The organism is Mesorhizobium sp. B2-8-1 (assembly GCF_006440955.1).
In the GTDB taxonomy this organism is placed as follows: Bacteria; Pseudomonadota; Alphaproteobacteria; order Rhizobiales; family Rhizobiaceae; genus Mesorhizobium.
In genome coordinates this window covers 160413-184234 of record NZ_VFTX01000001.1, presented here as the reverse complement: position 1 = coordinate 184234, position 23822 = coordinate 160413, and the positions used below count along the sequence as shown (strand labels likewise).

At 61.9% G+C, this 23822-nt stretch carries 32 protein-coding genes; 17 read left to right on the top strand and 15 right to left on the bottom strand.

Features of this window, described 5'->3' with window-relative positions:
• Positions 1–113 precede the first annotated feature (113 nt).
• The 4 genes from FJ428_RS00955 to uxuA all read right to left on the bottom strand — a co-directional run bounded on the left by FJ428_RS00955 (position 114) and on the right by uxuA (position 4483).
• Positions 114–1145, bottom strand: coding sequence for a sugar ABC transporter substrate-binding protein (locus tag FJ428_RS00955; protein ID WP_140878765.1), 1032 nt, complete (start codon positions 1143–1145; stop codon positions 114–116).
• A 27-nt stretch (positions 1146–1172) separates the two neighbouring features.
• The gene (locus FJ428_RS00950; protein ID WP_140515233.1) at positions 1173–2024 is read right to left on the bottom strand and encodes an IclR family transcriptional regulator; all 852 of its coding nucleotides are present in this window, start codon (positions 2022–2024) and stop codon (positions 1173–1175) included.
• Positions 2024–3172 (bottom strand): extracellular solute-binding protein, encoded by a 1149-nt coding sequence (locus FJ428_RS00945; RefSeq protein ID WP_140878764.1) that lies wholly within the window; start codon positions 3170–3172, stop codon positions 2024–2026. The genes FJ428_RS00950 and FJ428_RS00945 overlap by 1 nt, the downstream gene beginning before the upstream one ends.
• A gap of 126 nt (positions 3173–3298) precedes the next feature.
• Positions 3299–4483, bottom strand: a complete 1185-nt coding sequence (gene uxuA / locus FJ428_RS00940) for a mannonate dehydratase (protein ID WP_140763641.1) — start codon at positions 4481–4483, stop codon at positions 3299–3301.
• A gap of 134 nt (positions 4484–4617) precedes the next feature.
• Between uxuA and FJ428_RS00935 the strand changes: the two genes are divergently transcribed.
• Genes FJ428_RS00935 through FJ428_RS00925 form a run of 3 tightly spaced genes read left to right on the top strand, consistent with a single transcriptional unit; the run spans position 4618 to position 7307 of the window.
• Positions 4618–5409 (top strand): FadR/GntR family transcriptional regulator, encoded by a 792-nt coding sequence (locus FJ428_RS00935; protein WP_224519084.1) that lies wholly within the window; start codon positions 4618–4620, stop codon positions 5407–5409.
• Positions 5402–6187, top strand: a complete 786-nt coding sequence (locus FJ428_RS00930) for an SDR family oxidoreductase (RefSeq protein WP_140515230.1) — start codon at positions 5402–5404, stop codon at positions 6185–6187. The genes FJ428_RS00935 and FJ428_RS00930 overlap by 8 nt, the downstream gene beginning before the upstream one ends.
• A gap of 10 nt (positions 6188–6197) precedes the next feature.
• A complete protein-coding gene (locus FJ428_RS00925) occupies positions 6198–7307 on the top strand; it encodes a mannonate dehydratase (RefSeq protein ID WP_140878763.1) in 1110 nt (369 codons plus the stop codon).
• Between the two features lie 93 nt (positions 7308–7400).
• Here the strand turns inward: FJ428_RS00925 and FJ428_RS00920 are convergent, their stop codons facing one another.
• Positions 7401–8198 (bottom strand): DUF1236 domain-containing protein, encoded by a 798-nt coding sequence (locus FJ428_RS00920; RefSeq protein ID WP_140878762.1) that lies wholly within the window; start codon positions 8196–8198, stop codon positions 7401–7403.
• Positions 8199–8392: 194 nt separating this feature from the next.
• Here FJ428_RS00920 and FJ428_RS00915 point away from each other — a divergent pair, with 194 nt between their 5' ends.
• Positions 8393–8692, top strand: a complete 300-nt coding sequence (locus FJ428_RS00915; RefSeq protein WP_224519082.1) for a DUF1236 domain-containing protein — start codon at positions 8393–8395, stop codon at positions 8690–8692.
• A gap of 121 nt (positions 8693–8813) precedes the next feature.
• Here FJ428_RS00915 and FJ428_RS00910 read toward each other — a convergent pair whose 3' ends face one another.
• On the bottom strand, positions 8814–9035 hold the full coding sequence (locus FJ428_RS00910; protein WP_140497477.1) for a hypothetical protein: 222 nt from the start codon (positions 9033–9035) through the stop codon (positions 8814–8816).
• Between the two features lie 231 nt (positions 9036–9266).
• Between FJ428_RS00910 and FJ428_RS00905 the strand changes: the two genes are divergently transcribed.
• Entirely contained in the window at positions 9267–9656 is a 390-nt protein-coding gene (locus FJ428_RS00905) for a response regulator (RefSeq protein ID WP_140655479.1), read from the top strand.
• Entirely contained in the window at positions 9653–10426 is a 774-nt protein-coding gene (locus FJ428_RS00900) for a Crp/Fnr family transcriptional regulator (RefSeq protein ID WP_140497473.1), read from the top strand. Before FJ428_RS00905 ends, FJ428_RS00900 begins: the two co-directional genes overlap by 4 nt.
• Before the next feature lie 219 nt (positions 10427–10645).
• On the opposite strand, the gene FJ428_RS30555 is transcribed toward FJ428_RS00900, so the two are convergent.
• Positions 10646–11284 carry a hypothetical protein gene (locus FJ428_RS30555; protein ID WP_246670975.1) on the bottom strand — a complete coding sequence of 213 codons (639 nt, stop codon included), beginning with the start codon at positions 11282–11284 and terminating at the stop codon, positions 10646–10648.
• Here FJ428_RS30555 and FJ428_RS30550 point away from each other — a divergent pair.
• Both FJ428_RS30550 and FJ428_RS00890 read left to right on the top strand, forming a co-directional pair.
• On the top strand, positions 11267–11608 hold the full coding sequence (locus FJ428_RS30550) for a sensor histidine kinase (protein WP_224519092.1): 342 nt from the start codon (positions 11267–11269) through the stop codon (positions 11606–11608). The two genes, FJ428_RS30555 and FJ428_RS30550, sit on opposite strands and share 18 nt — an antisense overlap.
• A 252-nt stretch (positions 11609–11860) precedes the next feature.
• Positions 11861–12289 (top strand): hypothetical protein, encoded by a 429-nt coding sequence (locus tag FJ428_RS00890; RefSeq protein ID WP_140515225.1) that lies wholly within the window; start codon positions 11861–11863, stop codon positions 12287–12289.
• Positions 12290–12370: 81 nt separating this feature from the next.
• Here the strand turns inward: FJ428_RS00890 and FJ428_RS00885 are convergent, their stop codons facing one another.
• Positions 12371–12562, bottom strand: a complete 192-nt coding sequence (locus FJ428_RS00885) for a DUF2934 domain-containing protein (RefSeq protein ID WP_140878761.1) — start codon at positions 12560–12562, stop codon at positions 12371–12373.
• Between the two features lie 310 nt (positions 12563–12872).
• Between FJ428_RS00885 and FJ428_RS00880 the strand changes: the two genes are divergently transcribed.
• From FJ428_RS00880 to FJ428_RS00850, 8 genes are all read left to right on the top strand, one after another.
• Positions 12873–14864: an erythromycin esterase family protein gene (locus FJ428_RS00880; RefSeq protein WP_224519081.1), complete on the top strand. Its 1992-nt coding sequence runs from the start codon at positions 12873–12875 to the stop codon at positions 14862–14864.
• A 29-nt stretch (positions 14865–14893) separates the two neighbouring features.
• A complete protein-coding gene (locus FJ428_RS00875) occupies positions 14894–15559 on the top strand; it encodes a dienelactone hydrolase family protein (protein ID WP_140878760.1) in 666 nt (221 codons plus the stop codon).
• 86 nt (positions 15560–15645) lie between these two features.
• Entirely contained in the window at positions 15646–16104 is a 459-nt protein-coding gene (locus FJ428_RS00870) for a DUF1772 domain-containing protein (RefSeq protein ID WP_140878759.1), read from the top strand.
• Positions 16105–16222: 118 nt separating this feature from the next.
• A complete protein-coding gene (locus FJ428_RS00865) occupies positions 16223–16771 on the top strand; it encodes a DUF6496 domain-containing protein (RefSeq protein ID WP_140878758.1) in 549 nt (182 codons plus the stop codon).
• Positions 16772–16996: 225 nt separating this feature from the next.
• The gene (locus tag FJ428_RS00860) at positions 16997–17515 is read left to right on the top strand and encodes a ferritin-like domain-containing protein (RefSeq protein ID WP_140497458.1); all 519 of its coding nucleotides are present in this window, start codon (positions 16997–16999) and stop codon (positions 17513–17515) included.
• Positions 17516–17669: 154 nt separating this feature from the next.
• Positions 17670–17807: a hypothetical protein gene (locus FJ428_RS30160; RefSeq protein ID WP_181167175.1), complete on the top strand. Its 138-nt coding sequence runs from the start codon at positions 17670–17672 to the stop codon at positions 17805–17807.
• 135 nt (positions 17808–17942) lie between these two features.
• Entirely contained in the window at positions 17943–18413 is a 471-nt protein-coding gene (locus FJ428_RS00855; protein ID WP_140878757.1) for a YbhB/YbcL family Raf kinase inhibitor-like protein, read from the top strand.
• Positions 18414–18497: 84 nt separating this feature from the next.
• Positions 18498–18659 (top strand): hypothetical protein, encoded by a 162-nt coding sequence (locus FJ428_RS00850; protein WP_140497454.1) that lies wholly within the window; start codon positions 18498–18500, stop codon positions 18657–18659.
• Between the two features lie 138 nt (positions 18660–18797).
• Here the strand turns inward: FJ428_RS00850 and FJ428_RS00845 are convergent, their stop codons facing one another.
• Entirely contained in the window at positions 18798–19391 is a 594-nt protein-coding gene (locus FJ428_RS00845) for a general stress protein (RefSeq protein WP_140878756.1), read from the bottom strand.
• A gap of 21 nt (positions 19392–19412) precedes the next feature.
• Entirely contained in the window at positions 19413–20159 is a 747-nt protein-coding gene (locus tag FJ428_RS00840) for a DUF4142 domain-containing protein (protein WP_140564412.1), read from the bottom strand.
• A gap of 247 nt (positions 20160–20406) precedes the next feature.
• On the opposite strand from FJ428_RS00840, the gene FJ428_RS00835 reads away from it, so the two are divergent.
• Positions 20407–20736 carry a hypothetical protein gene (locus tag FJ428_RS00835; protein WP_140515219.1) on the top strand — a complete coding sequence of 110 codons (330 nt, stop codon included), beginning with the start codon at positions 20407–20409 and terminating at the stop codon, positions 20734–20736.
• Positions 20737–20818: 82 nt separating this feature from the next.
• On the opposite strand, the gene FJ428_RS00830 is transcribed toward FJ428_RS00835, so the two are convergent.
• From FJ428_RS00830 to FJ428_RS00810, 5 genes are all read right to left on the bottom strand, one after another.
• The gene (locus FJ428_RS00830; protein ID WP_140525121.1) at positions 20819–21169 is read right to left on the bottom strand and encodes a hypothetical protein; all 351 of its coding nucleotides are present in this window, start codon (positions 21167–21169) and stop codon (positions 20819–20821) included.
• Between the two features lie 2 nt (positions 21170–21171).
• Complete coding sequence (locus FJ428_RS00825) at positions 21172–21531, bottom strand: hypothetical protein (RefSeq protein ID WP_140515218.1); 360 nt, start codon at positions 21529–21531, stop codon at positions 21172–21174.
• On the bottom strand, positions 21531–22751 hold the full coding sequence (locus FJ428_RS00820) for an Nramp family divalent metal transporter (protein ID WP_140628919.1): 1221 nt from the start codon (positions 22749–22751) through the stop codon (positions 21531–21533). Before FJ428_RS00820 ends, FJ428_RS00825 begins: the two co-directional genes overlap by 1 nt.
• Entirely contained in the window at positions 22748–23365 is a 618-nt protein-coding gene (locus tag FJ428_RS00815) for a hypothetical protein (protein WP_224519080.1), read from the bottom strand. The genes FJ428_RS00820 and FJ428_RS00815 overlap by 4 nt, the downstream gene beginning before the upstream one ends.
• A 184-nt stretch (positions 23366–23549) precedes the next feature.
• Positions 23550–23789: a hypothetical protein gene (locus FJ428_RS00810; protein ID WP_140515215.1), complete on the bottom strand. Its 240-nt coding sequence runs from the start codon at positions 23787–23789 to the stop codon at positions 23550–23552.
• Between the last annotated feature and the right edge of the window lie 33 nt (positions 23790–23822).

Genomic DNA, 23822 nt, shown 5'->3' with positions numbered 1-23822 from the left:
TTTGCCTGGTCCCTCTGGAACCTGCCGTGTCGAACCCGGCATTTGTCTTGGCCACCGAAAGGTCCTGGCCGCCTGCCCTTCCCGCAACACGGGAAGGGCGATATCGGCCGGCCTTATTTCTTCAGGTCGGCGGAGGTCTTCATGCACTTTGCCGGCGGCTGCAGCGCGTTGACGGCATCCCATTTGATGGTGCGGGTGGTGCCGTCATAGTCATAGAACTTCTTCCAATCGTCGCCGTTCATCGGCGCGGTCGGGCTGACGATGTGCTCCGGCACTTCCTCATTGTTGAAAAGCTTCACCGCGGCATCGATGGCGGTAAAGCCTTCCTTCTCGGGGAACATCGCGGCTTCGATGCGGTAGGAAGGCTCGTTCTGCATCGCGTTGATGAAGGCAAGCCCTTCGCCGCCCGTGCCGACCGTCAACAGGCCATCCTGCGACTTGCCCGCCGCTTTCCAGGCCTGCAGGCCACCCAACGAAGACGAATCATTGATGCCGTAGATGATGTTGATATCGGCGTTCTTGGCCAGTGCCGCGGAGGACACTTCGAGAGCGCGGTCCGGATTGCCGCCGCCGTCGAGATCGTGGACCATGACCGCATCGGAGATGATGGTCTTCAGCCCGTCCATGAAGCCGTGCGAGCGCAGCACGGTGGCGGAAAGCAGCGGCAGGCCGACATTCATCACCTTGGCAACGCCGCCGAGCTTTTCCTTCGCGTATTTGCCGGCCTCGACGCCGGAGAAATAGCCGGTGTCGTAGTCGCAGATGGCGACCATGGTCGTCATGCCCTTGACCGGATTGCCTTCCAGCACGACCGGCACGTTGGCGGCCTTGGCCTGGCGCAGCAGCGGCACCACGCCTTCTTCGTTCACCGGGGTGATGATCAGCACGTCGACGCCCTTGGCGATGAAGTCTTCGGCCGCGGCGACCTGCTTGGCTATGTCGAGATTGGCATCCTGCACCTCGACCTCGATGCCGAGTTCCTTGCCGTGAGCCTTCATGCCCTTGATGACGTTCTGATACCACTCATGGGTGGCGTAGTTGGTGACGTAGCCGATGCGCTTGGGCATGTTCTCGGCATGCGCGGCGGCGGCGCCGAGCGCCAGCACGGCGGCGGACGCAAACAGGATTGACTTGGACCAGAGCATTTTCTTCTCCCAGATTTATCGCTTTTGTTAGTCGCTGAACGGATAGTCCCGCCGTTCCGGGTCGGCACGTAAGGAGTTGGTGGCTTCGCCCCAGCCGAGTGCCGCCGATATCTTCTCGGCGGCGGCGCGGGTGCGTTCGAAGACGGTTTCGCTGTCGAACCGCGCCGCCTTCTGCGGCAGCAGCGGCACGGTTAGCGCGGCAATGACGGCACCGGTGTGATCGTGCACAGGCATGGAGATGTTGGTGCAGGCCGCAACGGCCAAGGAAGCGCGCATCTCGTAGCCGAGCCTGGCGACCTCGTTCAGCCGCGCCTCGATTTCGGCCCGCGTGCCCTGGCCCTCACCGGCGGCCACGATGCGCTCGACGATGCGGTCGCGCTCGGCCCGGTTCGAATGGGCGAGCAGCACGGCACCCGAACTTGTTTCGAGGATCGGGAAATGCGACCCAAGTGCTACCGAGTAGCGCATCGGCAGCGGCGAATCGATCTGCAAAACCACCAGTGCGTTCTGGCCCTCGCGCACCACGAGATGGCAGCTCTGGTCGGCATTGGCGGTCAATTCGCGCATCACCGGCAGAGCGCATTCCACCAGCCGGTTTACCGGCGGATGCATGTGCGCCAGTTCGAACAGCTTCAGCGACAGCCGGAAACGGTCCGATTGCGTGCGAAAGATATAGCCCCGTTTCTCCAGCAGAAGCAGGATGCGGTAGATCTCGTGAATGGAGCGGCCGAGGCCGGTCGCGATCTCGGTCTGGGTCAGCGTTTCGGCGCTGGAGGCCATGAATTCCAGAACGTCGAGCGCCTTCTCCACCGCCGGCACGCGATAGCCGTTGCGGCCGCTTTCGCCCTCGTCGAGCGTCTCGGCAACGCTGGCGGCCATCAGGCGACGCTCCGTTCCGGCTGGACTTGCCTGGTTTCGCGGTAGAGGCTGTTGACGTGGCCTGCGAGTTCGGTCGCCGACATGTCACCGGCTATGGCTGCGGCGGCATGCGGCGCGCATTCGCGGAAGAAGGCGATGAAGCCCGGATGGGTCGGACGCAGATAGGACGAGGCGATCGTCCGCAGCGTCGAGCCGAAGAAATCGCCGGAAAGACCATTGACCCCGGCATCCTTCCAGGCAGCCAGCGAACCCGGTTGTCCGCCAGATTTCACATAGTCGCCGCGCTGGTATTCGGGCGAGCACAGGAACAGTGCGTAGTCGATCGCGGCCTGCTTGTGCTTCGATTGGGCGCTGACGCCGATGCCGGCACCGCCGAGCAAGGCGCCGGCGGCTTGCGGGGTGGGCACGTCGGCGAAGCGCAGATGGGGCCTGTCGGGTTTCGAGGCGTAATTCACATAGCCGAAGGCGAACGGCACGTAGACAACGTCGTCATGCGCGATCATGTGGTCGTAGCAGCGGATCGGATTCCACTTCGACGAGTCCGGGTGCGAAAGCGCGACAAGCTCGCGCAATTGCGCAATCGCCTGCTCGACCATTTCCTTCGCGATGAATTGCTCGCCATCTTCCTGGGGACGGCCAAGCGTCAGAAGCAGACACATGGCGTCGGTCGGCACGAAGGGCAGGCCGAGCCACTTGCCGTCGCTGCGCGCGCGCCGGCCAAGCTCCAGCACTTCCTGGTGCGTGCTAGGCACCGGCCCGTAGCACTCCAGCAAATCCGGCCGATAGGAGGCGACCTGGCAGGCGGCATCGATCGGCAGCGCCCACTGACGGCTGTTCTTCTGGTAAGAGCGCCAGGACGCCCCGACTGAGTCACGTTCGAAGAAACGGATCTGTTCGGCCGACAGATAAGCGTCGAACGGGACCATCAGTTCATCCTGGGCGATATCGCCGATGAAGGGATGGTCGAACACGACCAGATCGTAAGTGCCGAGCACCGGACCGAGGGCGCCCTCACCGAATTCATAGAGGCTGCGGCGGTCCCATTGGATCTCCAGGCCGGGATGCGCGGCGCAATAGGACTCGATGCTGGCGTCCAGCGGACCCCAGCATCGTCTATGATCCCACGCCAGTCCGCGCAGCTTCGTCATGCCACTCAAATCCTCCCGGCACCGGCAATAGCCGGCTCGCCATCGACACTAGCACCATTTTTCATATGCGCAACTTGTTTTCATTTGCGCAAGCGCACACATCCTCCCGACTGGCCGATGCAGGGTTCAAGCCAGATCGAAACGCTCCACGGCGCGCATGATGCCGCGCAGTTCAGCCAACCCCTTGAGCCGTCCGATAAGCGAATAGCCGGGGTTGATCTTTTTCTTGCCGATGTCGTCGGCAAGCAGATGCCCATGGTCCGGCCGCATCGGGATTTGCCAGTCGGCCCGGCCTTGCTCGCGACGGCGCTTTTCTTCCTGCATCAGAGCGAGGATGACGTTCGCCATGTCGGTGCCGCCTTCGAGATGCTCGGCTTCATAGAACGAGCCGTCCTCCTCGATGGTGATGTTGCGCAGGTGGACGAAATGGATGCGGTCGGCGAATTCCTTGACCATGGCGACGATGTCGTTGTCGGCGCGCGTGCCATAGGAGCCGGTGCAGAAGGTCAGTCCATTGGCGGGACTGTCGACGGCGTTGAGGATGAAACGCGCGTCCTGTGCCGTCGAAACCACGCGCGGCAGGCCGTAGAGCGAGAATGGCGGGTCGTCGGGATGGATGCACATGCGCACCCCCTCCTCTTCGGCCGCCGGAATGATCTCGCGCAGGAACCAGGCGAGGTTGTCGCGCAACTCCTTCGGCCCGATCGAATCGTATTCAGCCAGGGCTTCGCGAAAACTGTCCCTGTTATAGCTGCGTTCGGTCGCCGGCAGGCCGGCAATGAGGTTGCGCTCGATCCGGTCGATCTGCTCTGGCGTCAGCATCTTCAGCCGCTTCTCGGCCTCGGCGATACGCGCCGGCGTATAGCTTGCCGCACCGTTCTTGCGCTGCAGCACGAAAAGATCATAGGCCGCGAAATCGATCGCATCGAAGCGCAGCGCATAGCCGGTTGTCGGCAGGCGATACATTAGGTCGGTGCGGGTCCAGTCCACCACCGGCATGAAATTGTAGCAGATCGTCTCGATGCCGGCCTTGGCGAGCGCCCGGATGCTGTCGCGGTAGTAGCCGGCATAGCGCTCGCGCTCGGGCGCGCCGATCTTGAAGGAATTGTGCACCGGAATACTCTCGACGACCGACCATTTCAGGCCAGCCGCCTCGATGATCCGCTTGCGCTCGAGCACATCGGCCTCAGGCCAGGCGCGGCCGTCATAGATCTGGTGCAACGCGGAGACAACGCCGGTGGCGCCGGCCTGCCTGACATGTTCAAGCGTCACCGGATCATCGGGACCATACCAGCGCCAGCACTGTTCCATGAAGCCTCCTCAGGGTTGGCGGCGACCATATTGTCGGACCACAAGCCTGTCAACAGAACCTTTCCGTCGCCATACAGTTGATTTCCTGTGGATCGAGCCCTAGGGTGGTCCAACAAATAGCAAGGAGTTCTGCGGTGGAACAGGCGAGCCACGATTCGATGGAGGCGGCAGACGAAGCCGGGATCAGCAGTTCCGCCGTCGACCAGACCGTGCGGCAGATCCTCGACCTCATCCGCAATCGCGCCATGTCCATCGGCGATGTGCTGCCCACCGAACGGGAGCTTGGCGAACTGTTCGGCGCCAGCCGCAACACGATACGCGAGGCGCTGCGCACCATCCGAACCTATGGGCTGATCGATCCCAAGCCGCGCGTCGGCGCGGTGCTCGCCGATCGCCAGAATGTCGCGATCCAGAATTTTTTCGCCGCGCAGATGGACATATCGAAAACGTCCTTTCACGACATACAAGGATTTCGCCGCATCATCGAAGTGAGCGTCGGCGACCACATCATCCTCAATGCCAGTGCCGCCGAACTTGAAGCCCTGGATGAGGTCAATGACCTGATCGAGACCAGCAAGGATGTCCAGGAAGCCGCGCAACGCGATTTCAATTTTCATCTGGCGCTGATGAAGCTCGCCGGCAACCGTATGCTGGTGCAGACCTATCAGTTCCTGTCGCCGGTCATCCTGCACATCATGACCGTCGGCAAATCCATCCGGCCGGTGCTGAGCGAAACCCGCCACGCGCATGGCGAGATCATCGCGGCGCTGCGCGCGCGCGACCGCATTGCCTACTGCTACCTGATGAGCCGGCATCTCGATTTCGGCTTGCGCTTCGTTCCCGACGACCTCGAAAACGCCCGTATCTCGGCGGCAAACCCGGTGCAGCCGGGTCCGGCATCTTCCAAGGATTTGCATCATGTCTGATTTTGAGAACAAGGTGGCGCTGATCACCGGCACGACCGGCATCGCGCTCGCCACTGCGAGCCGCCTGGCGCAAGGCGGCGCTGCGATCATCGCCTGCGGCATCGACCGGGCGGCCAATGCCGCCATGCAGGAGAACCTCGCCAAGGCCGGAGCGAATGCGCTGGTGCAAACGGTGGATGTCTCCGTTTCCGACCAGGTGCGCGACGCGGTCGCAGCGGGCGTCGCGAGGTTCGGCGGCATCGACATCATCGTCAATTCGGCGGCGGTCCACCCCTACGGCACGGCGACCACGACCGACTGGGAAACCTGGAACCGGGCGATGACGGTCAATGTCGGGTCGATCTACCTGACCGCGCATTTCGGCATTCCCGAAATGATCCGCCGAGGCGGCGGTGCCATCGTCAATGTCGCCTCGGTGCAGGGGTTCGCCTGCCAGCAGAACGTCGCCGCCTATGCCACGACCAAGGGCGCCATCCACACGCTGACGCGTTCGCTGGCGCTCGACTATGCCGCGGCCGGCATCCGGGTCAATTCGGTCAGCCCGGGCTCGATCCGCACGCCAATCCTCGAGAAGGCAGCGCGTGGCGACAATGGAAGCGACGCCGATGTCGAAGAAGCCTACAGACGCTTCGGCGCCGCCCATCCGCTCGGCCGCATCGGCGAGCCGGAGGAAGTGGCGGAGCTCATCGCTTTCCTGTGTTCATCGAAAGCCGGCTTCTGCACCGGCGCTGACTACAAGATCGATGGCGGCCTCACCGCCGGCATCGGCGTCAAGTAGGGTAACGCGGATGAAGATCGGACTTGGCCTCTATCGCGATTCGCTGACGCCGGAGAATTTCCGCTTTGCCCGGCAGGCCGGCGCAACGCATGTCGTTGCGCATCTGACCAACTATTTTCGCGGCCGCGATCCCTCGCTGTCGGCCGGCACCGAAACGGATGGCTGGGGCGATTGTTCAACGGATGGATTGTGGAGCTACGAGGATTTCACCGGACTGGTGAAAACCGTACGCGACAACGGCCTGGAGATCGCCGGCATCGAAAACCTGTCGCCGCGCTTCTGGTCCGACGTGCTGCTCGGCGGCCCCGATCGGTCGAGGCAGCTCGACGGCCTCAAGCGCCTGGTGCGTGACGCCGGCCGGGCCGGCATTCCCTGCATAGGCTACAACTTCTCGATCGCGGGCGTGTGGGGCTGGCAGCGCGGGCCATTCGCGCGCGGCGACGCCATGTCCGTGGGGCTCGATTTGTCCAATATCGATCCCGACCTGCCGCTGCCCGACGGAGTGGTCTGGAATATGCGCTACCGGCCGGGCCGAGCCGGCGCCGCGCCTGTCAGGGTCTCGCAAGAAGAACTGTGGGAACGGCTTGGCGTCTTTCTGCGCGAAATCGTACCGGTGGCCGAAGAGGCCGGCGTCGTGATGGCTGCGCATCCGGACGATCCACCCGCCGAGGCGCTGCGCGGCACGGCGCGCCTCGTCAACCGGCCGCAGAAATATGATCGGCTGATGGATATCGTCGACTCGCCCGCCAACGGGCTGGAGCTCTGCCTCGGCTCGCTGCAGGAGATGCCGCAGACCGAGGAGATCTACAGCCATGTGCGCCGTTTCGCGCGGCGTGGCCGCATCGGCTATATCCATTTCCGCAATGTGCGGGGCAAAGTGCCGAAATATCACGAAACCTTCGTCGACGACGGCGACATCGACATGGCCGAGATCGTGCGCATTCTGCGCGACGAGAATTATCAAGGCGTCATGACACCCGATCACACGCCTGAGATGGCCTGCGACGCGCCATGGCACGCCGGCAAGGCCTTCGCATTGGGCTACATGCGCGCACTGGTGCAGAACGCCGACGCGCTAGGCCCGGTACGAAGCCGGGCACCCGACATGGCAGCGGAGTGAATAGGGGACGCACGACTGACATTTTTCGAGCCCGAAGGCGCCGCAAAAGCCCGCTTTCGATGGAGAGCGGGCTTTTGTTAGTCGGCTCGGTTCCTAACTCAGGATAGCGACGATCTCATATGAGTTCGGATCGACAATAACAATCCTGCCATCGGCCAGGAGGAAATATTCATAGCTCTCATAGGCAGGAACGATTTCGACGATCCGGTGCGGAAGTCGATGCAGCCGCACCTTCTGCTTCGGCACTTTCACGCCGACCGAAATGTCCACGTCGAGGTTCGAGACCGGTTCCACCTTCGTCTCGCGGATGACGTTGGTGATTTCGGTCTTCTGCTCGACGGATATATTGTTGATTGAAGCGGTTGAACTCTGGTCGGTAGTCGTACCGGCCTTGCCCTGCGCTTGCTGATCGGTAGTCGTACCGGCCTTGCCCTGCGCCTGCTCGTCGGTCTTCATGCGGGGCTTGCCTTGCGCCTGCTGATCGGTCTTCACGCCCGCCTTGCCTTGCGCCTGCTCGTCGGTCTTCGCTCCGGCTTTGCCTTGCGCCTGCTCGTCGGTCTTCATGCCGGCCTTGCCTTGCGCCTGCTCATCGGTCTTCATGCCGGCCTTACCTTGCGCCTGCTCGTCGGTCTTTAGGCCCGCCTTGCCCTGCGCCTGCTCATCGGTCTTCGCTCCGGCTTTGCCTTGCGCCTGCTCGTCGGTCTTCATGCCGGCCTTGCCTTGCGTCTGCTGCTCGGTGCTGCCGCCCTTCTGGCAATTGGCCGAGCCGGCTGCGCAAGTGTCTGCCCCACCCGATTGGGCCGCTTCGCCCGACTGCTGCTGGGTCTGCGCGATTGCCGCCCCACATCCGAGGGTAAGCGCTAACATGCTGGTGATCAGAGTGGTTCTCATGGGAAATCTCCTAGGATGGCAGTCCCTTCGCGGCAAAACTTTGCCACCCCGTGATTGTTCCACCGAAGGCTAATATATTCCGGAGCGGATGGAACTGCCGGCATTTTGCGAAGTTCGGCGCATGGGGCGCACCTGCCGAAACGCCGGTGGCGTCGTCGGCTTGGCGCCCTGCCCAACATCTGATGGAGACAGAAGTGGAAAAATATCTACTGGGAACGGCAGTGGGCATCCTGTTTCTTGCGGGGGCCGGAGCGGCCGCGGCGCAAGATGTGGTCATCCAGCCGGAGCAAGAAACCGTTATCAAGGAGTATGTGAAGAAGCAGCCGCTGGCCTCGGTCCAACTGCCCGGCGTGGAACTCAATGTCGGATCCACCGTGCCTGATACGGTCGAACTTCATGAAGTTCCCGATGTGAAATACCGCTACGTCGTGGTCGACAATCGAACAGTTCTGGTCGACCCGGAAACCCGGAAAATCGTCCAGGTCCTTCAATGACCGCATGTTCCAAAGCGCCCGCCCCGGCATGCGTCGAGGCGGGCGACCTGTGTCAGGTTTCTGTTTTCATGCATGTCTTTGTTCCAAACCGAGGCGTTTTGGGCGACATGCATGAGCATGGCTACGACTGCAGGTCAAATGCGATGTTGCGATGCTTTTGAATTGCTGAGCTGGCAACAATGTCCGCCAGTTCTTTGTCGGAGAGAGTGCATTCTGGCAGTTCGTAACGGATGGCTGACACCGCCTGCGCCGTGGAAATTGGCCATTCGAGATTTCTGCGGGAATTGATGTAGTGATCGATGGCCCGGATCAGTTCCTTCGAGGTCATATCGATCACAGGCATCGGTTCCTCCTCCTTATTTCCCCGTTTTTCTCACTGTGTTGACGGACACCGAAACCTGCCATCACAATTGTTAAAACGGCAGACGAAAAAGATGTCGATTCAGGAAAATAGGGGCTGGCGGTGGCTTTGGAGTTCACCTCCGCTGCATCGGTGGAAATATAACTGGGAGTGCAGCGGGTTGCGGTGTAGTGTCCCAAGTGATGGCCGCTGCAAAGGGAGAGCTCTTGCACCATGGACGGGGAAGCGGCGAAATCAGCCTTTCTGGGCGGGATTCGCGTTTTGATCGTGGAAGACGAATATTTTCTCGCCGATGACCTGCGTAAGGCTCTCGTCACACAAGGGGCGACAGTGCTCGGCCCGGTCGCCACGGTCGAGCCCGCAATCGAATTGCTGAACAGCGGTCAATGCGATTTTGCGATTCTCGATATCAACTTGCGCGGCGAGCAGACATTCGAGATTGCCCGCGAGTCGTTGGCGAAAGGCGTTCCGATCGCCTTCGCCACCGGCTATGATCAGACGGCCATACCAGCAGAGCTCGGCGGGATCAGGCGATTTGAAAAGCCTCTGGAATTCGGCAGCATTGTCGAGTTCGTTGCCGCGACGGCACACGATACGCGATGAACGAGAGAAGCGAGCCGGCGGTTGGCCTGAGAGCGAAGACCGCGCGGCACCCGCTTATCCGCAAGCTGTCCAATTTCACGGTCCTGTCCGTGGAAGAATGCGACGCCATCGAGAGCGCGACAACAAAGGTCGCCGAATTCGCCGCCGGCGATGACGTCATCCAAAGGGGCGACAGGACAGGCGGGGTCAACCTGCTGCTCGAAGGATTTGCCTGCCGCTACAAGATTCTCGAAGACGGTCGGCGACAGATCCTTGCCTATTTGGTGCCGGGCGACCTTTGCGATCTTCACGTGTTCCTGCTGCGGCGCATGGACCACTCGATCGGTGCTCTCAGCCGCTCCAAGGTTGCGGCGATCCCGCAGAGCGCCATCCTCGGCTTCACCAACAGCTATCCCAATCTTACGCGTGCGCTCTGGTGGACCACGCTGCTCGACGAGGCGATCACCCGCGAATGGGTCGTCAACATCGGCCAGCGGACTGCTTATGAGCGGATGGCTCACCTTTTTTGCGAGCTGTTCCACAGGCTTCACGCAATTGGTGAAACGGCCGGCAAGAGCTATCCCCTACCGGTAACCCAGGCGACCCTGGGCGATACGCTCGGTCTTTCGAACGTGCACATCAACCGTACGCTTCAGGATCTCAGGCGCGACGGCCTCATTTCGTTCAACAACGGCACTGTAACGATCAAGAACCTGGCGAAACTGGAGGCGGCGGCCTTTTTCAATCCTGATTACCTTCATCTGTTGGACGTCAGGGAGCCTTTTGCATGATCAGGCACGGCCTCATCGAGTGGAGCGCAAAAATGAAACATCATAGGGAACCTGGCCTGCTTCTGCCGGTTCGGCGTGACCGGAGGCGGTAGCGAGCGATGGCCAAGCGCGATTTGATCGGCGGATCGGCAGGTACGATCGATCCGCTGGGCCGCTGCGATCGCCCTCCATATTTCCGCCGACAGCGGCGGCATTAATGCTCCTGCCGGCTCGACGGTATCATTTTCGCCGGCTGAAAACCGCGCGCGGCGGCACGAAAGCCAATCCTGGGCGCGTGAACGCGAGCCAAAGGCCGACGAGACGATGCGCTTGGCACCGCGCATGATCGATGAACGGTTGAAAGACTGACAGGTGGCTGGAAAAAGACCTCCCAAGAAAGACGTCACGGGTACATTCTCCCGTCCGCAAGGTGTGTCCGCCGAAGAACGCGATGCTTCCGCGTCGATGCGGCTCAGCCATGTCGATGAACAGATGGACGAACGTGACGATCATATCGCCCGGCTCGAAGCCGAACTCCAGGTCACACGCGACCGCCTCCAGGCGACGAAGGCATTTGCCGCCGAATTGCAGCACCGCGTTCGCAACACGTTGAGCATTGTCCGTTCGATCGCTCGCCGGTCGGTTGAAAACAGCAACAATGTCGAGGACTATGCCTTTCACCTCGAGGGCCGCATCAATGCGCTTGCACGCACGCACAATGTGCTGATGCGATCGGCCTCGGCCACCGTGCAGCTTGACATGCTTGTCCTTGACGAGCTTGCGTCCCAAGGCGGCCGGACGGAAGATCAGTTCACCATAGATGGCCCGGATATTTCCTTGTCCGGAAAGACGGCGGAGACCTTGGGCCTGGCGTTCCACGAACTCGCCACCAACTCGATGAAATATGGCGCGCTGTCGGCAGCCGACAAATCAATCAGCGTAAGCTGGAAAGTGGGTGGCACGCCCGCCAGACAGGAGCTGAAGATCCGCTGGATCGAGGACCTGCATGGTCCGGCAGCAATACCTGCGCGACGCGGCTTCGGATCCGAGCTGATCGAAAAGGTGGTGCCCTATGAGATCGGCGGAGCTGGCTCGCTGCGCTTCACCGATGCCGAGGTGATCTGCACGATGGATATCCCCCTCTCGAACGAAATTCACCCCAGCAGGAGCCTGGAGGACCCGCCCGACGATCTCCAGCATTGAACACCGACACTCCTGCGCCGAAAGGCGGCCGGGGCCAGGAGCGTGGAGTTGGAAGGGGCTGACCCAGCACCGACCGAGGTGGCGCAACGGCCCTGGGGTTTGCCGAGTTGCCGCCGCACCAGCCTTCAAATTCTCAAAATGATGGAACTTCAGCGACAACAAAGAGTTCGGAGCGCGGCGACGGCGAGCGCGCTGTCGTGATCTCGCGACTCACCTTGAAGCGGGAGGAACCTGGATCAACAGGAGCTGACCATGAAGTCCCATACACTCGAACAACTACACGCAATCGCGGAAGTTGATACGGTGTGCCCGACAATGACGCGGAACCAACGCCTGGAGCGCTGGGCAAGTCTTCTTGAGCGTCATCCTGAACGGCGCCTCGGAGCGCTTCCGGGCACCGAATATATGAGCCCCGACATGCGCGAAAACGCCTACTGCGTGCAATCCCCCATCAGCGTCGCGTTCGAAGATCCGATACTGCGGGCGCAGGGTCTGGAAGGCGACACCTATGGCGAGGCAAAGCGCTTTTTCGAACTGTCCAACTGGCAGTTGCACAACATCGTCTGCGATTGCCACGTCGGTGCGACCATGAAAGCCGGGTGGGTCGCCGTTCGCGTGCGCGCCGCCATGGGCGAAGGTTTCAATATCTTCGCCAGGCTCAGGGCGCTGCTCGGACGTTGACCGAGACGCCATCTCGAATGCGTCGACGGAATGAACAGTCGGTCGACGCATTTTTCCTCCTTGGCGGCAAGTGACGTCGCTTCAGGAGCTTCGAGGCTCCGACCCGCTGCCGATGGTCGGATCGGGCACCACCGAACCGCGCTCGGCTTCCGATCCTTCCGCCTCTATTTCCTGCACGGCCTGGTCCCAATGCTCCTGCTCTCGGCCCGGCGGGCGGCCTTCGCGCTCCCAGATCTCGTAGGCTCGTCGCTTTATGAGTTCTTCCTTGTCCATTGGAAACTCCTCCTGCGTGCCCCAATCTCCGGCAGGCCGCTTTGTTCCCTCCGGAAACAAAGGCAACGCTTTTGGAGCGATCCGGACTAGCCGCACCGGAGCGACACGGAACCCTTGGGGGATTAGGCCGTTTCCGAGCATCGGCGCAGTGGTGGATGACTTGGGAATGCCCGCCGCTCGAACTCTTGGCGACGAACACGCCAATGATGTGCCTGCGCCACGCCTTGCCGCCCCGTGTGGCCTCGGCCAATCAAAGCCTTGCAGCGGGACCCCAAAGGGTGGGCGCGGCGCAAATATTGGGCTTGAGATCATGACTATTGTCTTTTCGGATCGTCGCGAGGCAGGACGCGTTCTCGCTGATAAGCTCGGCCACTTCGCAGCGCGCGATGATGTCACCGTGCTGGCGCTGCCGCGCGGCGGCGTGCCTGTCGCCTACGAAGTCGCACAGGCATTGAAGGCACCGCTCGACGTTTTCGTCGTGCGCAAGCTCGGCGTTCCCGGTTACGAAGAGTTGGCCATGGGCGCAATCGCGACCTCCGGCGTACGCGTCCTGAACGACGAGATCGTGGAAGGCCTCGCTGTGCCGGCCCACGTCATCGATGCGGTCACTGCCAGCGAGGAGAGGGAGCTTTTACGCCGCGAGCACCTCTATCGCGGCGAGCGGGTACCGCTCCTTGTGGAGGATCGAATCGTCATTCTCGTGGACGATGGGCTCGCCACTGGGTCGACCATGCGCGCGGCGGTCAGGGCGCTGCGCGAAAAGCGGCCTGCCCGTATAGTTGCGGCCGTTCCGGTCGGCAGTCCCGACACCTGCGAGGCGATGGAGAGCGAGGCAGACGAGGTCGTCTGTGCGACGACGCCGCAGCCGCTCATCGGCGTCGGGCGCTGGTATGAAGACTTCTCCCAAACCAGCGACGACGAGGTCCGCGCCCTTCTCGCCAAGGCGGGGCGACCAACCGCACCGTCCGGCCGCGATGCGCCGCAGAATACGGCAAACCGATTGCACAAGCACGTCGTTCGGCTCTCCGGAGACGCGCGAGACTACGACGAGCTCTTGGCGGCGATCGGCGAGGCGCGCTTTGTGTTGCTCGGTGAAGCTTCGCACGGCACACACGAATTCTATGAGGAGCGCGCGCGGATCACGCGGCGGCTGATCGAGGAGCAGGGTTTTGCCGCCGTCGCTGTCGAAGCCGACTGGCCCGACACATACCGGGTCAACCGCTATGTTCAGGGAACAGGCGGGGATATCGACGCCGAAGAGGCGCTCGCCGATTTCCGACGCTTCCCGACCTGGATGTGGCGGAACAGGGTCGTCGTCGATTTTGTCGAATGGCTGCGCCGGCACAATGAAGCGCCCGGCAAGGGCAATCCGAAAGTCGGGTTCTATGGGCTCGACCTCTATGCCCTGCATGGCGCGATGAAGGCGGTGCTGCGCTATCTCGAAAAGGCCGACCCGGCCGCGGCGGAGATCGCGCGTCGCCGCTATGCCTGTTTCGATCATTTCGGCCCTGACCCGCAGGCTTATGGCTTCATAGCCGGCAATGAGGTCGACAAATCTTGCCAGGAGGCTGTGGTCGCACAGCTGGTCGAGATGCTGAAGCGGCGCCCGGCGAAGGCCGAGCCACGCGAAGGCGCCATCGCGGACGAACTCTTCGCGGCGCAGCAAAACGCCCGCCTGGTGAAGAATGCGGAGGCCTATTATCGCGCCATGTTCCTGGCGCCCGAATCGACCTGGAACCTGCGTGATCGGCACATGGCCGAGACGTTCGACGCTCTCACCGCTCATCTCGGCCGGCTCGGGCGATCGCCGAAGATCGTGGTTTGGGCGCATAACTCCCATCTCGGCGACGCCAGGGCGACAGACAGGAGCCTGCATGGCGAGATCAACCTCGGACAGCTTATCCGCGAAAAGCATCAGCGCGACGCCTTCCTCGTCGGCTTCACGACGTATCAAGGAACGGTGACGGCGGCATCGAACTGGGACGGCCCGGCGGAGCGCAAGGTTGTCCGGCCTGCCCTAGCGCGCAGCTATGAGGCGCTGCTGCATGCAGTCCCGGCTGATCGCTTCCAGCTGGATCTGCGCGGCGACGGCGAAGCCCTGCCGCGACGGCTCCTGGAGCGCGCGATCGGCGTCATCTACCGGCCTGAGACCGAACGGGCCAGCCACTACTTCCATGCCGACCTTGCCGCGCAATTCGACATGCTGCTGCATTTCGACGAGACGCGGGCGGTTGAGCCGCTGGAGCGCAGCTCGCAATGGGACGCCGGTGAGCTCGCGGAGACCTATCCGTTCGGGGTTTAGGGACCGATCCAGTTGAGATGGAGATCGCCATGGTCTCAGTCCTGAAGCCAAACGAGAAGGCCGTGCAGGTTCCCGCCGGCGGCGCAATGCTCGCGGGCAACCTGTCGCTGCCGCAGGAAGCCCGTGGGCTCGTCCTCTTCGCTCACGGCAGCGGCAGCAGCCGGCACAGCCCGCGCAACCGCTATGTGGCCGGACGGTTGAACGAGGCGGAACTCGCCACGTTGCTCATCGACCTGTTGACGACCGAAGAGGAGCGTATCGACCAGATTACCGCCGAGTTGCGGTTCGACATCCGCTTGCTCGCCGATCGACTGGTTCAGGTTACCGACTGGCTGCACATGTCCGAGGAAACGTCGGCGCTGCGCGTCGGTTATTTCGGCGCGAGCACAGGGGCTGCCGCGGCGCTGATGGCTGCGGCAGAGCGCCCGGATCGAGCGGCCGCCGTCGTCTCGCGCGGCGGGCGTCCGGATCTTGCGGCACCTGCCCTGCCCCGCGTCCGGGCACCAACGCTGCTCGTGGTCGGCGGCGCAGACACGCAGGTGATTGCGCTCAACCGTTCGGCGTTCGCGGCGCTGCGGTGTGAAAAGGAGCTGGCCATCGTTCCGGCTGCGACGCACCTGTTCGAGGAGCCCGGCGCGATGGAAGAAGTGGCGGACCTCGCGATCCAATGGTTCCTGCGCCAACTGCCCGCGTGACGCCGGCGCCAACGCCATCGCCTCATCAGAGAGCCAGATCGATTGGGTCGTCGGCGCGTTAAAAATCATTCCGCGGAGAAGCTTCCATGACAATCAAGGTTCTGCAATTTCTCGCCATTGTCATTTCGGCCCTCGCGCTCATCCCGGCAGGGGCCCATCTCGCCGCTCTTCCCAACAAGATATCTCTGCCGCAGCCGGAATATTTCACCGTCCAAGGCATCTATTACGGATGGGCGATTCTCGGGTTGCTCTGGCCTGCCGCGCTGATCGTGAATGCACTGCTGGCGATCTCCGTGCGCGCGCAGGCTTGGCCGTTTTGGCTCGCCCTGCTTGCGGCGCTGTGTTTCGCGATCATGCTTGCGATCTTCGTTGTCTGGACGCTCCCCGCCAACCAGGCGACGCAGAACTGGACGACAGTTCCTGCAAACTGGGAAGCGCTCAGGCAGCAATGGGAATATTCTCATGCGGTAAATACCGCGATTGTATTCGCAGCGCTCTGTCTCGCGACGCTGTCGGCGCTCTCGTGGCATCCGGCCGGCCTATAGATCCTCGCGGAGAAAGTCTCTTTTCCTCCCGATCATTGCGCCATCGACGCGTTAGGTTTTCTGGAGGTCGCGACGTCGCACCGCCACCAGTCTCGCTGCATCCAACAAGGAGAAAGCGATGCCGGATAAGAGAACCATCGAGAAAGCGAAAAAAGACAAGCGCGAAGGTAAATCGCCTACCACGCAGGCCGGCGAGTTCGTGCATGACGAGATCGAGAAGGTCCGTCGCGGCAAGCACGGCGCGCGCTCGACCAAGCAGGCGATCGCTATCGGCCTTTCGGAGGCGCGCCGCGCCGGCGTCGACCTGCCTCCGCCCAAGAAACGAAGCGTCAAGGAGAGCACCCGCAAGAGCGCCGAATACGCCTATGAAGTTGGCCAGGGCGAACGTAAGCCAAAACGCAGCCCCAAGGTCTCGAAGGCCGTTTCCGAGGTTCTCGAGCACGAGCCGAAGAACACGGCATCCCATGAGGCGCTTTCAAGACAGACCAAGCAGGCGGCGTCGCGCCGGACGGCCGAGGAGCGCTCGGCCGCAGCCAAGAAAGCCTCGGAGACGAAGGGCACTGCAGGCCGGTCCGCCGCCGCACGCAAGGCGGTCCGCACCAAGGGTGCTGCCGGAAGAAAGAAAGCAGCGCAGAAGGCCGCCAGCACGCGTGCGGGCCGAACCTAGAAGGTCGAAAACCCGCTACGCACTCTCTCCAGCCGGCTGGTGAGAGGTAGCTGGACCGCAGCCAGCGTCAAGCGATGCGCACTGTCGGCTGGGACAGTGCGATCGTGTGAGATACGGCCGTCCTTGTCTTTGTCTCGATCCGGCGGGAACAACGGCCCGTGTTCAAGGTTATGGAAAGCTACACCGGTGGTGGAGCTTTCATGACAACCTTAGGGAGACGAAAACATGGCGACTGCGAAGAAGGCGGCGACGAAAGGGCTGGAAGCCCTGTTCCTCGACGGGCTGAAGGATATTTATTACGCCGAAAAGAAAATACTAAAGGCGCTGCCCAAGATGGCCAAGGGTGCCGAGTCCGAGGAGGTCGCGGCGGCGTTCGAGAAACATCGCGTGGAAACCGAAGGCCAGGTCGACCGCCTCGAACAGGTGTTCGACCTGATGGACAAGCCAGCCCGCGGCAAGACCTGTCCGGCAATCGACGGCATTCTCGAAGAGGGGTCGGAGATTCTCGACGACTATAAGGGCGACCCAGCATTGGATGCAGGACTGGTCGGAGCGGCACAGGCGGTCGAGCACTATGAAATCGCACGCTACGGCACGTTGATCGCGTGGGCTGAACAGCTTGGCAAGAGCGACGCGGTCAAGCTCCTCAACGAGACGCTCAAAGAGGAAGTGGCAACCGATGAAGCGCTTACAGGCTTAGGCGAAGGCGGGGTCAATGAGCGCGCTCTTGAGAAAGCCGCTTAGCCGCGGGGCGGCCCGGCGCTAAGCGCCCGGCAGCCTTCCTGTCCAGAGCGGGATGCGTTCGAGTTGAACTGCGGGTCCTGCTCTGGATTTGGCTGCCGGGACCTCGACAAAACAGGTTGTTAAAATCATCGAACCTTACAGGAGGATCCGCGCAATGCCGGAAGACCTGTCTCGCGAGGAAGAGCAACGCGGTACCGGAAAGCTCATCACCTGGGGTGTCGTGATCGCCGCCGTGTTTTTTATTGGCCTCTTGGCCATATTCGTCCTCAAGCCGCTTATGACGGGATCTTAGGATCCTTTCGAGCCGCAGCGCGCTTGAGCCGCGCCGGAACGTGCTCGCAAGCAATTCGGTGACCGCAAACAATTCCGGCACGCTTTGCGACGCGGCGGTAATGCGATCGAATGTTCCCCCAAAGGAGTGCGAACCATGCCCCTGACGCTCAGCAGCCCCGCCTTTGCCGACGGCGGAGAGATCCCCGAAGCCTATACTCGTGACGGCAAGAACGTATCTCCGCCTCTGAAGTGGGCCGGGGTACCGGACGGCACAAAGAGCCTCGTCCTTGTCGTTCAGGATCCCGACGCGCCGAGCGGAATGTTCGGCCATTGGGGGGTGTTCAACATTTCGCCGGAGGTGCAGGAGTTGCCCGAAGCGGAAAGCGGCAGACCGGGTCCACAGGCCCTCAGGCAAGCGCGGAACGATTTCGGTAACGCCTATTACGACGGCCCCGAACCGCCTGTGGGCCACGGTGTCCATCACTATCACTTCCGGCTGGCGGCGCTCGACACGCCGAACCTTGCTATCCCCGCAAGCACGGGCGTGGCGCGTATCTGGCAGGAGGCGCAAAAACATTTGCTGGAGCAGGCAGAACTCGTCGGAACCTACGAACGTGGCCGATAATTGAAGGCAGTTTGATCCAGACGCCGTCGCCCACGCGCGGAACGGTTCTTCTCCTTGCCGGTTGTGAGGGAAAGGAGACGTCCCATGTTTGAAAGCGTCATGTGGTTGATCGTCGTCGCCGGCGGGCCATTGTTGCTGCTCGTATTGCTGGCCTACGTCATTGTCACTCGACGTCGTCGCGGTCCCGCAGAACGCAGAGAAAGCGATCGAGCCACCGATCGGCTCTATCATCAGGACAAGGATTGATTGTAGCTACTGTGGCCCACAGCAAACTCGATCAACGGTCCAAACATCCCTCGTACATGTCCCGAAGATCAAATTTCGGGCGAGGCACCCACGCCGGCCTGGCTACAAAGTGCCCCGCCACCCTGGCAGGCTTGTTCTTCAGGGCCGGTTTATTGCCCTGCCGCCGTCGCGCTCAGGGGCATAGTCGCCCGCGTTGACGTCAAAGCCGGTCCAGCCATCCGCCTCGTATGCCCTGCGGCGTTCCATCACGTCAACCGAGCTGGTCTGACCCAGAATGTCCTCGGCTTCCGGAACAAGCTCATCGTCCACCTTGGCCGTCACCAGCGTACCGCCACGACGTACGCCCTCCGCATAGACATTTGCATCGTTTTCGGAAACGCCCGAATCCGTCAGAGCGCCAATGATACCGCCCGCCGCACCACCAGCCACCGCGCCGGCAACCGCCCCGGTGGCGGTAGCGGCAAGCCATCCGGCCGCAACCACAGGTCCGACGCCCGGAACGGCCATGACGCCCAACCCTGTCAGCAAACCGCCGGCGCCACCGACCACGGCCCCTATCCCTGCGCCGCTCGCGGCATCTTCAGCGGCTTCGGAACGATCTCTCTCGTACCAGCCATCCGAGTTGTTGGCGATGATGCTGATATTGGAATGTGGCACTCCGGACGCTTCCAGTTCGCCGACCGCGTCGGCTGCGTCGTCATAGTTGTCGAACAGTGCAGTTACGGTTTTCATTTTGATATCTCCTGATCGTGCTCATTTGCTGTCGGCGACGACGTTGCCCTGATAGTCGAGCCCGACGGCGACACTTTGGCCTGACTTGGTCGCCTGGCCGCGCCAGATGCCTTGATCGTCCTTGGCAAGCTTCGACACATTGGAATAGCCGGCATCCTCGATGCGGCTCTTTGCCTGGGTCTCGGTGAAACTGTTTGCGCCGGGCACCAGGGCTGCGGCATTGGGCGTGTTCGTGGTTTTCACAGCGGGCGTTGTCGCTCCCGTGATGGAGTCCTGGCCGGCGGCGATCTTTTCGATCATCTGCCGATGCATCTTCAACGTATCGACCGTCTGCTGGGCGAACGTCTTGAGGGCCGCGTTGTCGCCGTCGCGGGCGTAGCTTTCAAACAGATTGACGGCATCGGCGTGCGCCTTGCGCTGCATGTCCACATAGGCCGGATCGATTGGCGGCTGTGCGTTCTGGAGCTTATCCAGATCCGCCTGGTGCTGCGCATCGAGCGCCGTCGGCATCTTCAACTTCTGTTCGCCGGCAATTGTTTCCAGCTTGGCGTTGGCCGCGCCGTGGTCCCGGATCATCGTCTGCGCGAAATTCTTGATGCTTTGATCCTGGGCCTTGTCCTGGGCAATCTTGCTCGAATCGATCTCGAACTTGCCGCCGACGGCGGCCTTGTCGACGAAATCCTGGGCGCTGTCGGCAGCAGCCAAAGCAGGCATTGCGATAAGCATGGAAGCAGCGGCGAGCGAGGCAAGAAGGTGTCGCGTTTTCATTGGCTTTGTCCTTGTCGATGCGCGAACTTACGATGCGCCCTAACAAGCCAGGATGGGCTTTGTTCCGGCGCCGTGCGATGCGCTGCAAGCGCCTTCGGACAGGCCCCACAGCCGGCCAGGAGACCTTCAACATCGGGACCGCGGCGCGGAACAAATCGGCGGCTGCGAGATTTGATTTTAAATGCGACCCATGAGCGTCAATCTGTCGACCGAGCGAACTTGCCGAATTGGGTTCCGAGGAGAGTTCATGGCCAAGATTTCAAATTCCACACCTGCCGCAGCCAGGGGAGAAGTTCAGGCCGGAGCCACACGGGACAAAACGCCCGGATTCGATCCTGCAGTTGCCCCGTTCGAGACCGACGCCGAGGCGGCGGACACGCAGAACCCGGTCACTGAAGCAGGTCCGCAGCGTTCTCTCCGGCCAAAATTCGAAAACGATGCCAGCTTCGCCAACGCGATGCGGCCGGTGGAGAACGAGCCCGAACTGCAGCCCCGCAGCAACTGGCCGCTAATGATGATTGCGGCCGTCGTGCTGATAGCGGCCGCGGTGTTCCTGGCAGCCAGCCTGCTGCGATAAGGCGCATCATCCTGAGTGCAGACAGCATCAGACAACCCTTGGCTGAGTTCGAGCACTTTCGCGCGGCCGTCCGCCTGGGTCGTCATCGATCCTGCCTCGCTCGTGGATGAAATTCGGGGGCGCCCTTCATGCCGGAAAGTTCCGTTGTCGAACACAGCAGCCGCGGCCGTGCAGGATCGGAGATGTCGAGCTTGTCCCAGGGAATACGGTACAGGCCGTCGCGACGGCGAAGCCGGAAGAAATCCAGCACCGCCGTACCGATGGTCGAGGCCGAGAGACGCTCGAAAGCGGCGTAGATACCGACATGGAATTCGGTAACGACGAAGTCGTCGCCGGCCGGTTCGGCTCGTATCTCCTCGATATAGCCGATGCTTTCGCCTTGCCGCGAGAGAACGCGTCGTCCGGCCAGATGCTCGAGGTTGACGGTGGACATCATCAAGCTCCCGGAATGCGTCCGATGACATGGTCGCGCAGCCAGTCCTGCCAGGCGAAGATCGAGGTTTCGCGCACATCGATATCGAACTGGATGTCGACGCCTATGTCCTGGACCTTCTTCCAGGCGATCCGGTGCGGCTTGCGATGGCGTTTGCCGCCCCACGCTGCCGCGAGTTGCGTCATCCAACGCCCTGGCCGTACGCCCAGGCGACGCGCCAAGGTGACGGAGCCGAGCTCGACCGCGATGATCCTCGGCGGCTTGCCCGGCCGCAACTCCGCCACCAGCCCGTCGATCTTGCCGATCTTGACCTGCTCGCGGTCGACGATCTGCTTGTCGAGGATGTCGCGCAGCAAATCCATCACGTGCCTCCGAATATCTGCAAGGGAATGGTCACCACGGCGAGCACGAAACCAAGCCCGATGATGAAGATCACCGCGGCATTCGAGACAATGCCGTTGCGGTGCTCGCCGACATAGCGCTTGTCGTTCAGCAGGAAAAGGAAAGGAATTACCGTCAGCGGCAGGCTGGCGGCGGTCAGCGCCATGGAAAAAATGGTGAGCTTCAGCGGATCGAGCCCAAGCATGATGGGGATGGCGGCCAGAAACAATGATACCGTGTAGACGGCACTGAAGCCAGGATCGTCGCGTGGCTTGAGGTTTTCGCCCCAGTTCCATCCAAACCCTTGCGCCACCAGATAAGCCTGTTGCAGCCCAACCTCGAGTGCGGCGCCGAAGCAAGCGATGGCGAGCGAGGCAACGAACAGGACGAACCCCCAGAAGCCGAATATCGGGATCAGCATCAACGGTAATTGATGATAGTCGTCGACCTGATCGATGCCGTGCGTTGCAAGCACGAGCGCGGCCACCATCAAGACGCCGATCGAAATGGTGCCGCCAAAGGCCATGCCCAGTCCGGCGATGGCCCGATTGGTTCCGAGATAGCTTCTGTCCCACTGGTCCTCGATCGCCCCCGAGGAATAGAACATGAACAGGTAAGGCGATATCGAAGCGCCAAGGATGCTGACCGCCATGAACCAGTAACTCGCCGCATCATGGGTCGGCAGTGTAGGCACCGCGCCGGACGCGACAGCTGTCCAATCGGGCTTCAGCATCACCGCTGCGACCACGAAGCACAGCGTCACGAGGCCGAGTATCGACACGCCTTTCTCGATCAGCCCGAACGTGCCTTTCCACAGCAACAGCCATGCCATCAAAGTCACGGGTAAAGCCCACCATTGGAAGCCAATGCCGGTGGCAAGTTCGAGCGCGATGGCAACACCACCGATCTCGGCGGACAGCACCATGAAATTGACCAGCAGGGCGGCAAGCAATGGCCATAGCGAAACGTTGAAGCCAAATCGTTCCCGGATCCCGTCAGAGATCGTGTGATGGCTCACGGCGGCAAACCGGCCGGCCATCTCGACCAGAAAAATGATGCAGATGGTGCCGAGAACCACCGCCCAGATCAGCTGAAACCCGAAGGTCGCACCTGCCTGGGCTGCCGTCGCCATCGATCCGACTTCCAGGAAGCCGCCAACACTGGTGACGATGCCCAGCGATATTTCCAGGAGCTTCTTCATGGCTTCGGCGCGAAATATCTGAAGTAAGCGGCGGCCAGGGAGCGCGTGGCCGTCCGAATATCTTCTTGAGCCTCCTGCACTTGCGGGCGGCGGTCCGCTTGCACTCCCGCCTGGGCGCGGTTCACCGCGATCGACAGGTCCTTGACCGCCTCCGCCAACGCAGCCTGCTCGGCAGGTTCAGCCGTAGTGGCCGATCGGATCTTCGCGTCGATATCGGCCAGTGTCGTGCCGGCCGATTGCAGCGTGCCCGAAGCATATTTGGAAGGGGCAGCTCCCGCCGCCCAGGCATCAAGCGTCATTGATACGGTCTGCGCCGTCGAGGCGGCAGTTCGGGATTGCTGTTCGATCTGGTCCGAGGACGAGCACGCGGTCGACATGGCCATGAGCAACAGCAGGCATGCGCTGTTGCGGCCAAGGCGACGACCGCTAAGAATTAGATCCGGCGTTGGACCCGCCACACGAATGACCTCCCCCACCAACGAAAACCATGTTCGGCGTAAGTTTTGATCTAGCGCGCCCGCCCTCCCCGTCAACCGAGGCAGGGACCAGCGCGAGCGGAACAAAGGATCGGTAGCCGGATTAACGAGGAGGCGGCGGGGCGGTTCGATTTCCATCCTGATCGTCGCGCCCCCAAATGATCGACTGGCAGGGAAGGATCCTCAATGCCCCGTCTCATTGCCTGGATAGCCATTGTGGTGATTGTGCTTGTCGCGGCTTGGATATGGTTCGGTCGCGATACATCGGGCAGCGGGGGCGGCAGCCAGCCGGCGCCTCACGCGATAGACCAGAACGGGTAGTTCAGTCTGGATGATCCTGCTCGGCGGCGCTCCGGGTGCGCTCGGCTTTGTACTCGTGGATCAGGCCCAGAATCTGAGCCTTGACCGTCTCGCGCGCCTCAGGTTGGACGAAAGGCATCAGCCGTTCGACAATTTCGCCGACCGTCTGCGGGAGATCCGCGGCGGAATCGGTGAGCTGGCTGCCATGTTCGTAGACATTGTCCGTCAGTTTCTTGTCGAGGTCGGATAGAAATCCCATCATCGCACTCCCCATCGCTGCCATGCCCGCTCGCTC

Bases quoted from the DNA above. Each gene is read 5' to 3' on its own strand.
- FJ428_RS00890 (WP_140515225.1), top strand. From the start codon at position 11,861: ATGAAGTCCCATACACTCGAACAACTACACGCAATCGCGGAAGTTGAT.
- FJ428_RS00835 (WP_140515219.1), top strand. From the start codon at position 20,407: ATGGCCAAGATTTCAAATTCCACACCTGCCGCAGCCAGGGGAGAAGTT.
- FJ428_RS00845 (WP_140878756.1), bottom strand. From the start codon at position 19,391: ATGAAAACCGTAACTGCACTGTTCGACAACTATGACGACGCAGCCGAC.
- FJ428_RS00910 (WP_140497477.1), bottom strand. From the start codon at position 9,035: ATGCCTGTGATCGATATGACCTCGAAGGAACTGATCCGGGCCATCGAT.
- FJ428_RS00905 (WP_140655479.1), top strand. From the start codon at position 9,267: ATGGACGGGGAAGCGGCGAAATCAGCCTTTCTGGGCGGGATTCGCGTT.
- FJ428_RS00870 (WP_140878759.1), top strand. From the start codon at position 15,646: ATGACAATCAAGGTTCTGCAATTTCTCGCCATTGTCATTTCGGCCCTC.
- FJ428_RS00950 (WP_140515233.1), bottom strand. From the start codon at position 2,024: ATGGCCGCCAGCGTTGCCGAGACGCTCGACGAGGGCGAAAGCGGCCGC.
- FJ428_RS00815 (WP_224519080.1), bottom strand. From the start codon at position 23,365: ATGGAAATCGAACCGCCCCGCCGCCTCCTCGTTAATCCGGCTACCGAT.
- FJ428_RS00900 (WP_140497473.1), top strand. From the start codon at position 9,653: ATGAACGAGAGAAGCGAGCCGGCGGTTGGCCTGAGAGCGAAGACCGCG.
- FJ428_RS00855 (WP_140878757.1), top strand. From the start codon at position 17,943: ATGCCCCTGACGCTCAGCAGCCCCGCCTTTGCCGACGGCGGAGAGATC.
- FJ428_RS00955 (WP_140878765.1), bottom strand. From the start codon at position 1,145: ATGCTCTGGTCCAAGTCAATCCTGTTTGCGTCCGCCGCCGTGCTGGCG.
- FJ428_RS00875 (WP_140878760.1), top strand. From the start codon at position 14,894: ATGGTCTCAGTCCTGAAGCCAAACGAGAAGGCCGTGCAGGTTCCCGCC.
- FJ428_RS00925 (WP_140878763.1), top strand. From the start codon at position 6,198: ATGAAGATCGGACTTGGCCTCTATCGCGATTCGCTGACGCCGGAGAAT.
- FJ428_RS30160 (WP_181167175.1), top strand. From the start codon at position 17,670: ATGCCGGAAGACCTGTCTCGCGAGGAAGAGCAACGCGGTACCGGAAAG.
- FJ428_RS00810 (WP_140515215.1), bottom strand. From the start codon at position 23,789: ATGATGGGATTTCTATCCGACCTCGACAAGAAACTGACGGACAATGTC.
- FJ428_RS00865 (WP_140878758.1), top strand. From the start codon at position 16,223: ATGCCGGATAAGAGAACCATCGAGAAAGCGAAAAAAGACAAGCGCGAA.
- FJ428_RS00930 (WP_140515230.1), top strand. From the start codon at position 5,402: ATGTCTGATTTTGAGAACAAGGTGGCGCTGATCACCGGCACGACCGGC.
- FJ428_RS00885 (WP_140878761.1), bottom strand. From the start codon at position 12,562: ATGGACAAGGAAGAACTCATAAAGCGACGAGCCTACGAGATCTGGGAG.
- FJ428_RS00830 (WP_140525121.1), bottom strand. From the start codon at position 21,169: ATGTCCACCGTCAACCTCGAGCATCTGGCCGGACGACGCGTTCTCTCG.
- FJ428_RS00860 (WP_140497458.1), top strand. From the start codon at position 16,997: ATGGCGACTGCGAAGAAGGCGGCGACGAAAGGGCTGGAAGCCCTGTTC.
- FJ428_RS00920 (WP_140878762.1), bottom strand. From the start codon at position 8,198: ATGAGAACCACTCTGATCACCAGCATGTTAGCGCTTACCCTCGGATGT.
- FJ428_RS00825 (WP_140515218.1), bottom strand. From the start codon at position 21,531: ATGGATTTGCTGCGCGACATCCTCGACAAGCAGATCGTCGACCGCGAG.
- uxuA (WP_140763641.1), bottom strand. From the start codon at position 4,483: ATGGAACAGTGCTGGCGCTGGTATGGTCCCGATGATCCGGTGACGCTT.
- FJ428_RS00820 (WP_140628919.1), bottom strand. From the start codon at position 22,751: ATGAAGAAGCTCCTGGAAATATCGCTGGGCATCGTCACCAGTGTTGGC.
- FJ428_RS00840 (WP_140564412.1), bottom strand. From the start codon at position 20,159: ATGAAAACGCGACACCTTCTTGCCTCGCTCGCCGCTGCTTCCATGCTT.
- FJ428_RS00880 (WP_224519081.1), top strand. From the start codon at position 12,873: ATGACTATTGTCTTTTCGGATCGTCGCGAGGCAGGACGCGTTCTCGCT.
- FJ428_RS00850 (WP_140497454.1), top strand. From the start codon at position 18,498: ATGTTTGAAAGCGTCATGTGGTTGATCGTCGTCGCCGGCGGGCCATTG.
- FJ428_RS00945 (WP_140878764.1), bottom strand. From the start codon at position 3,172: ATGACGAAGCTGCGCGGACTGGCGTGGGATCATAGACGATGCTGGGGT.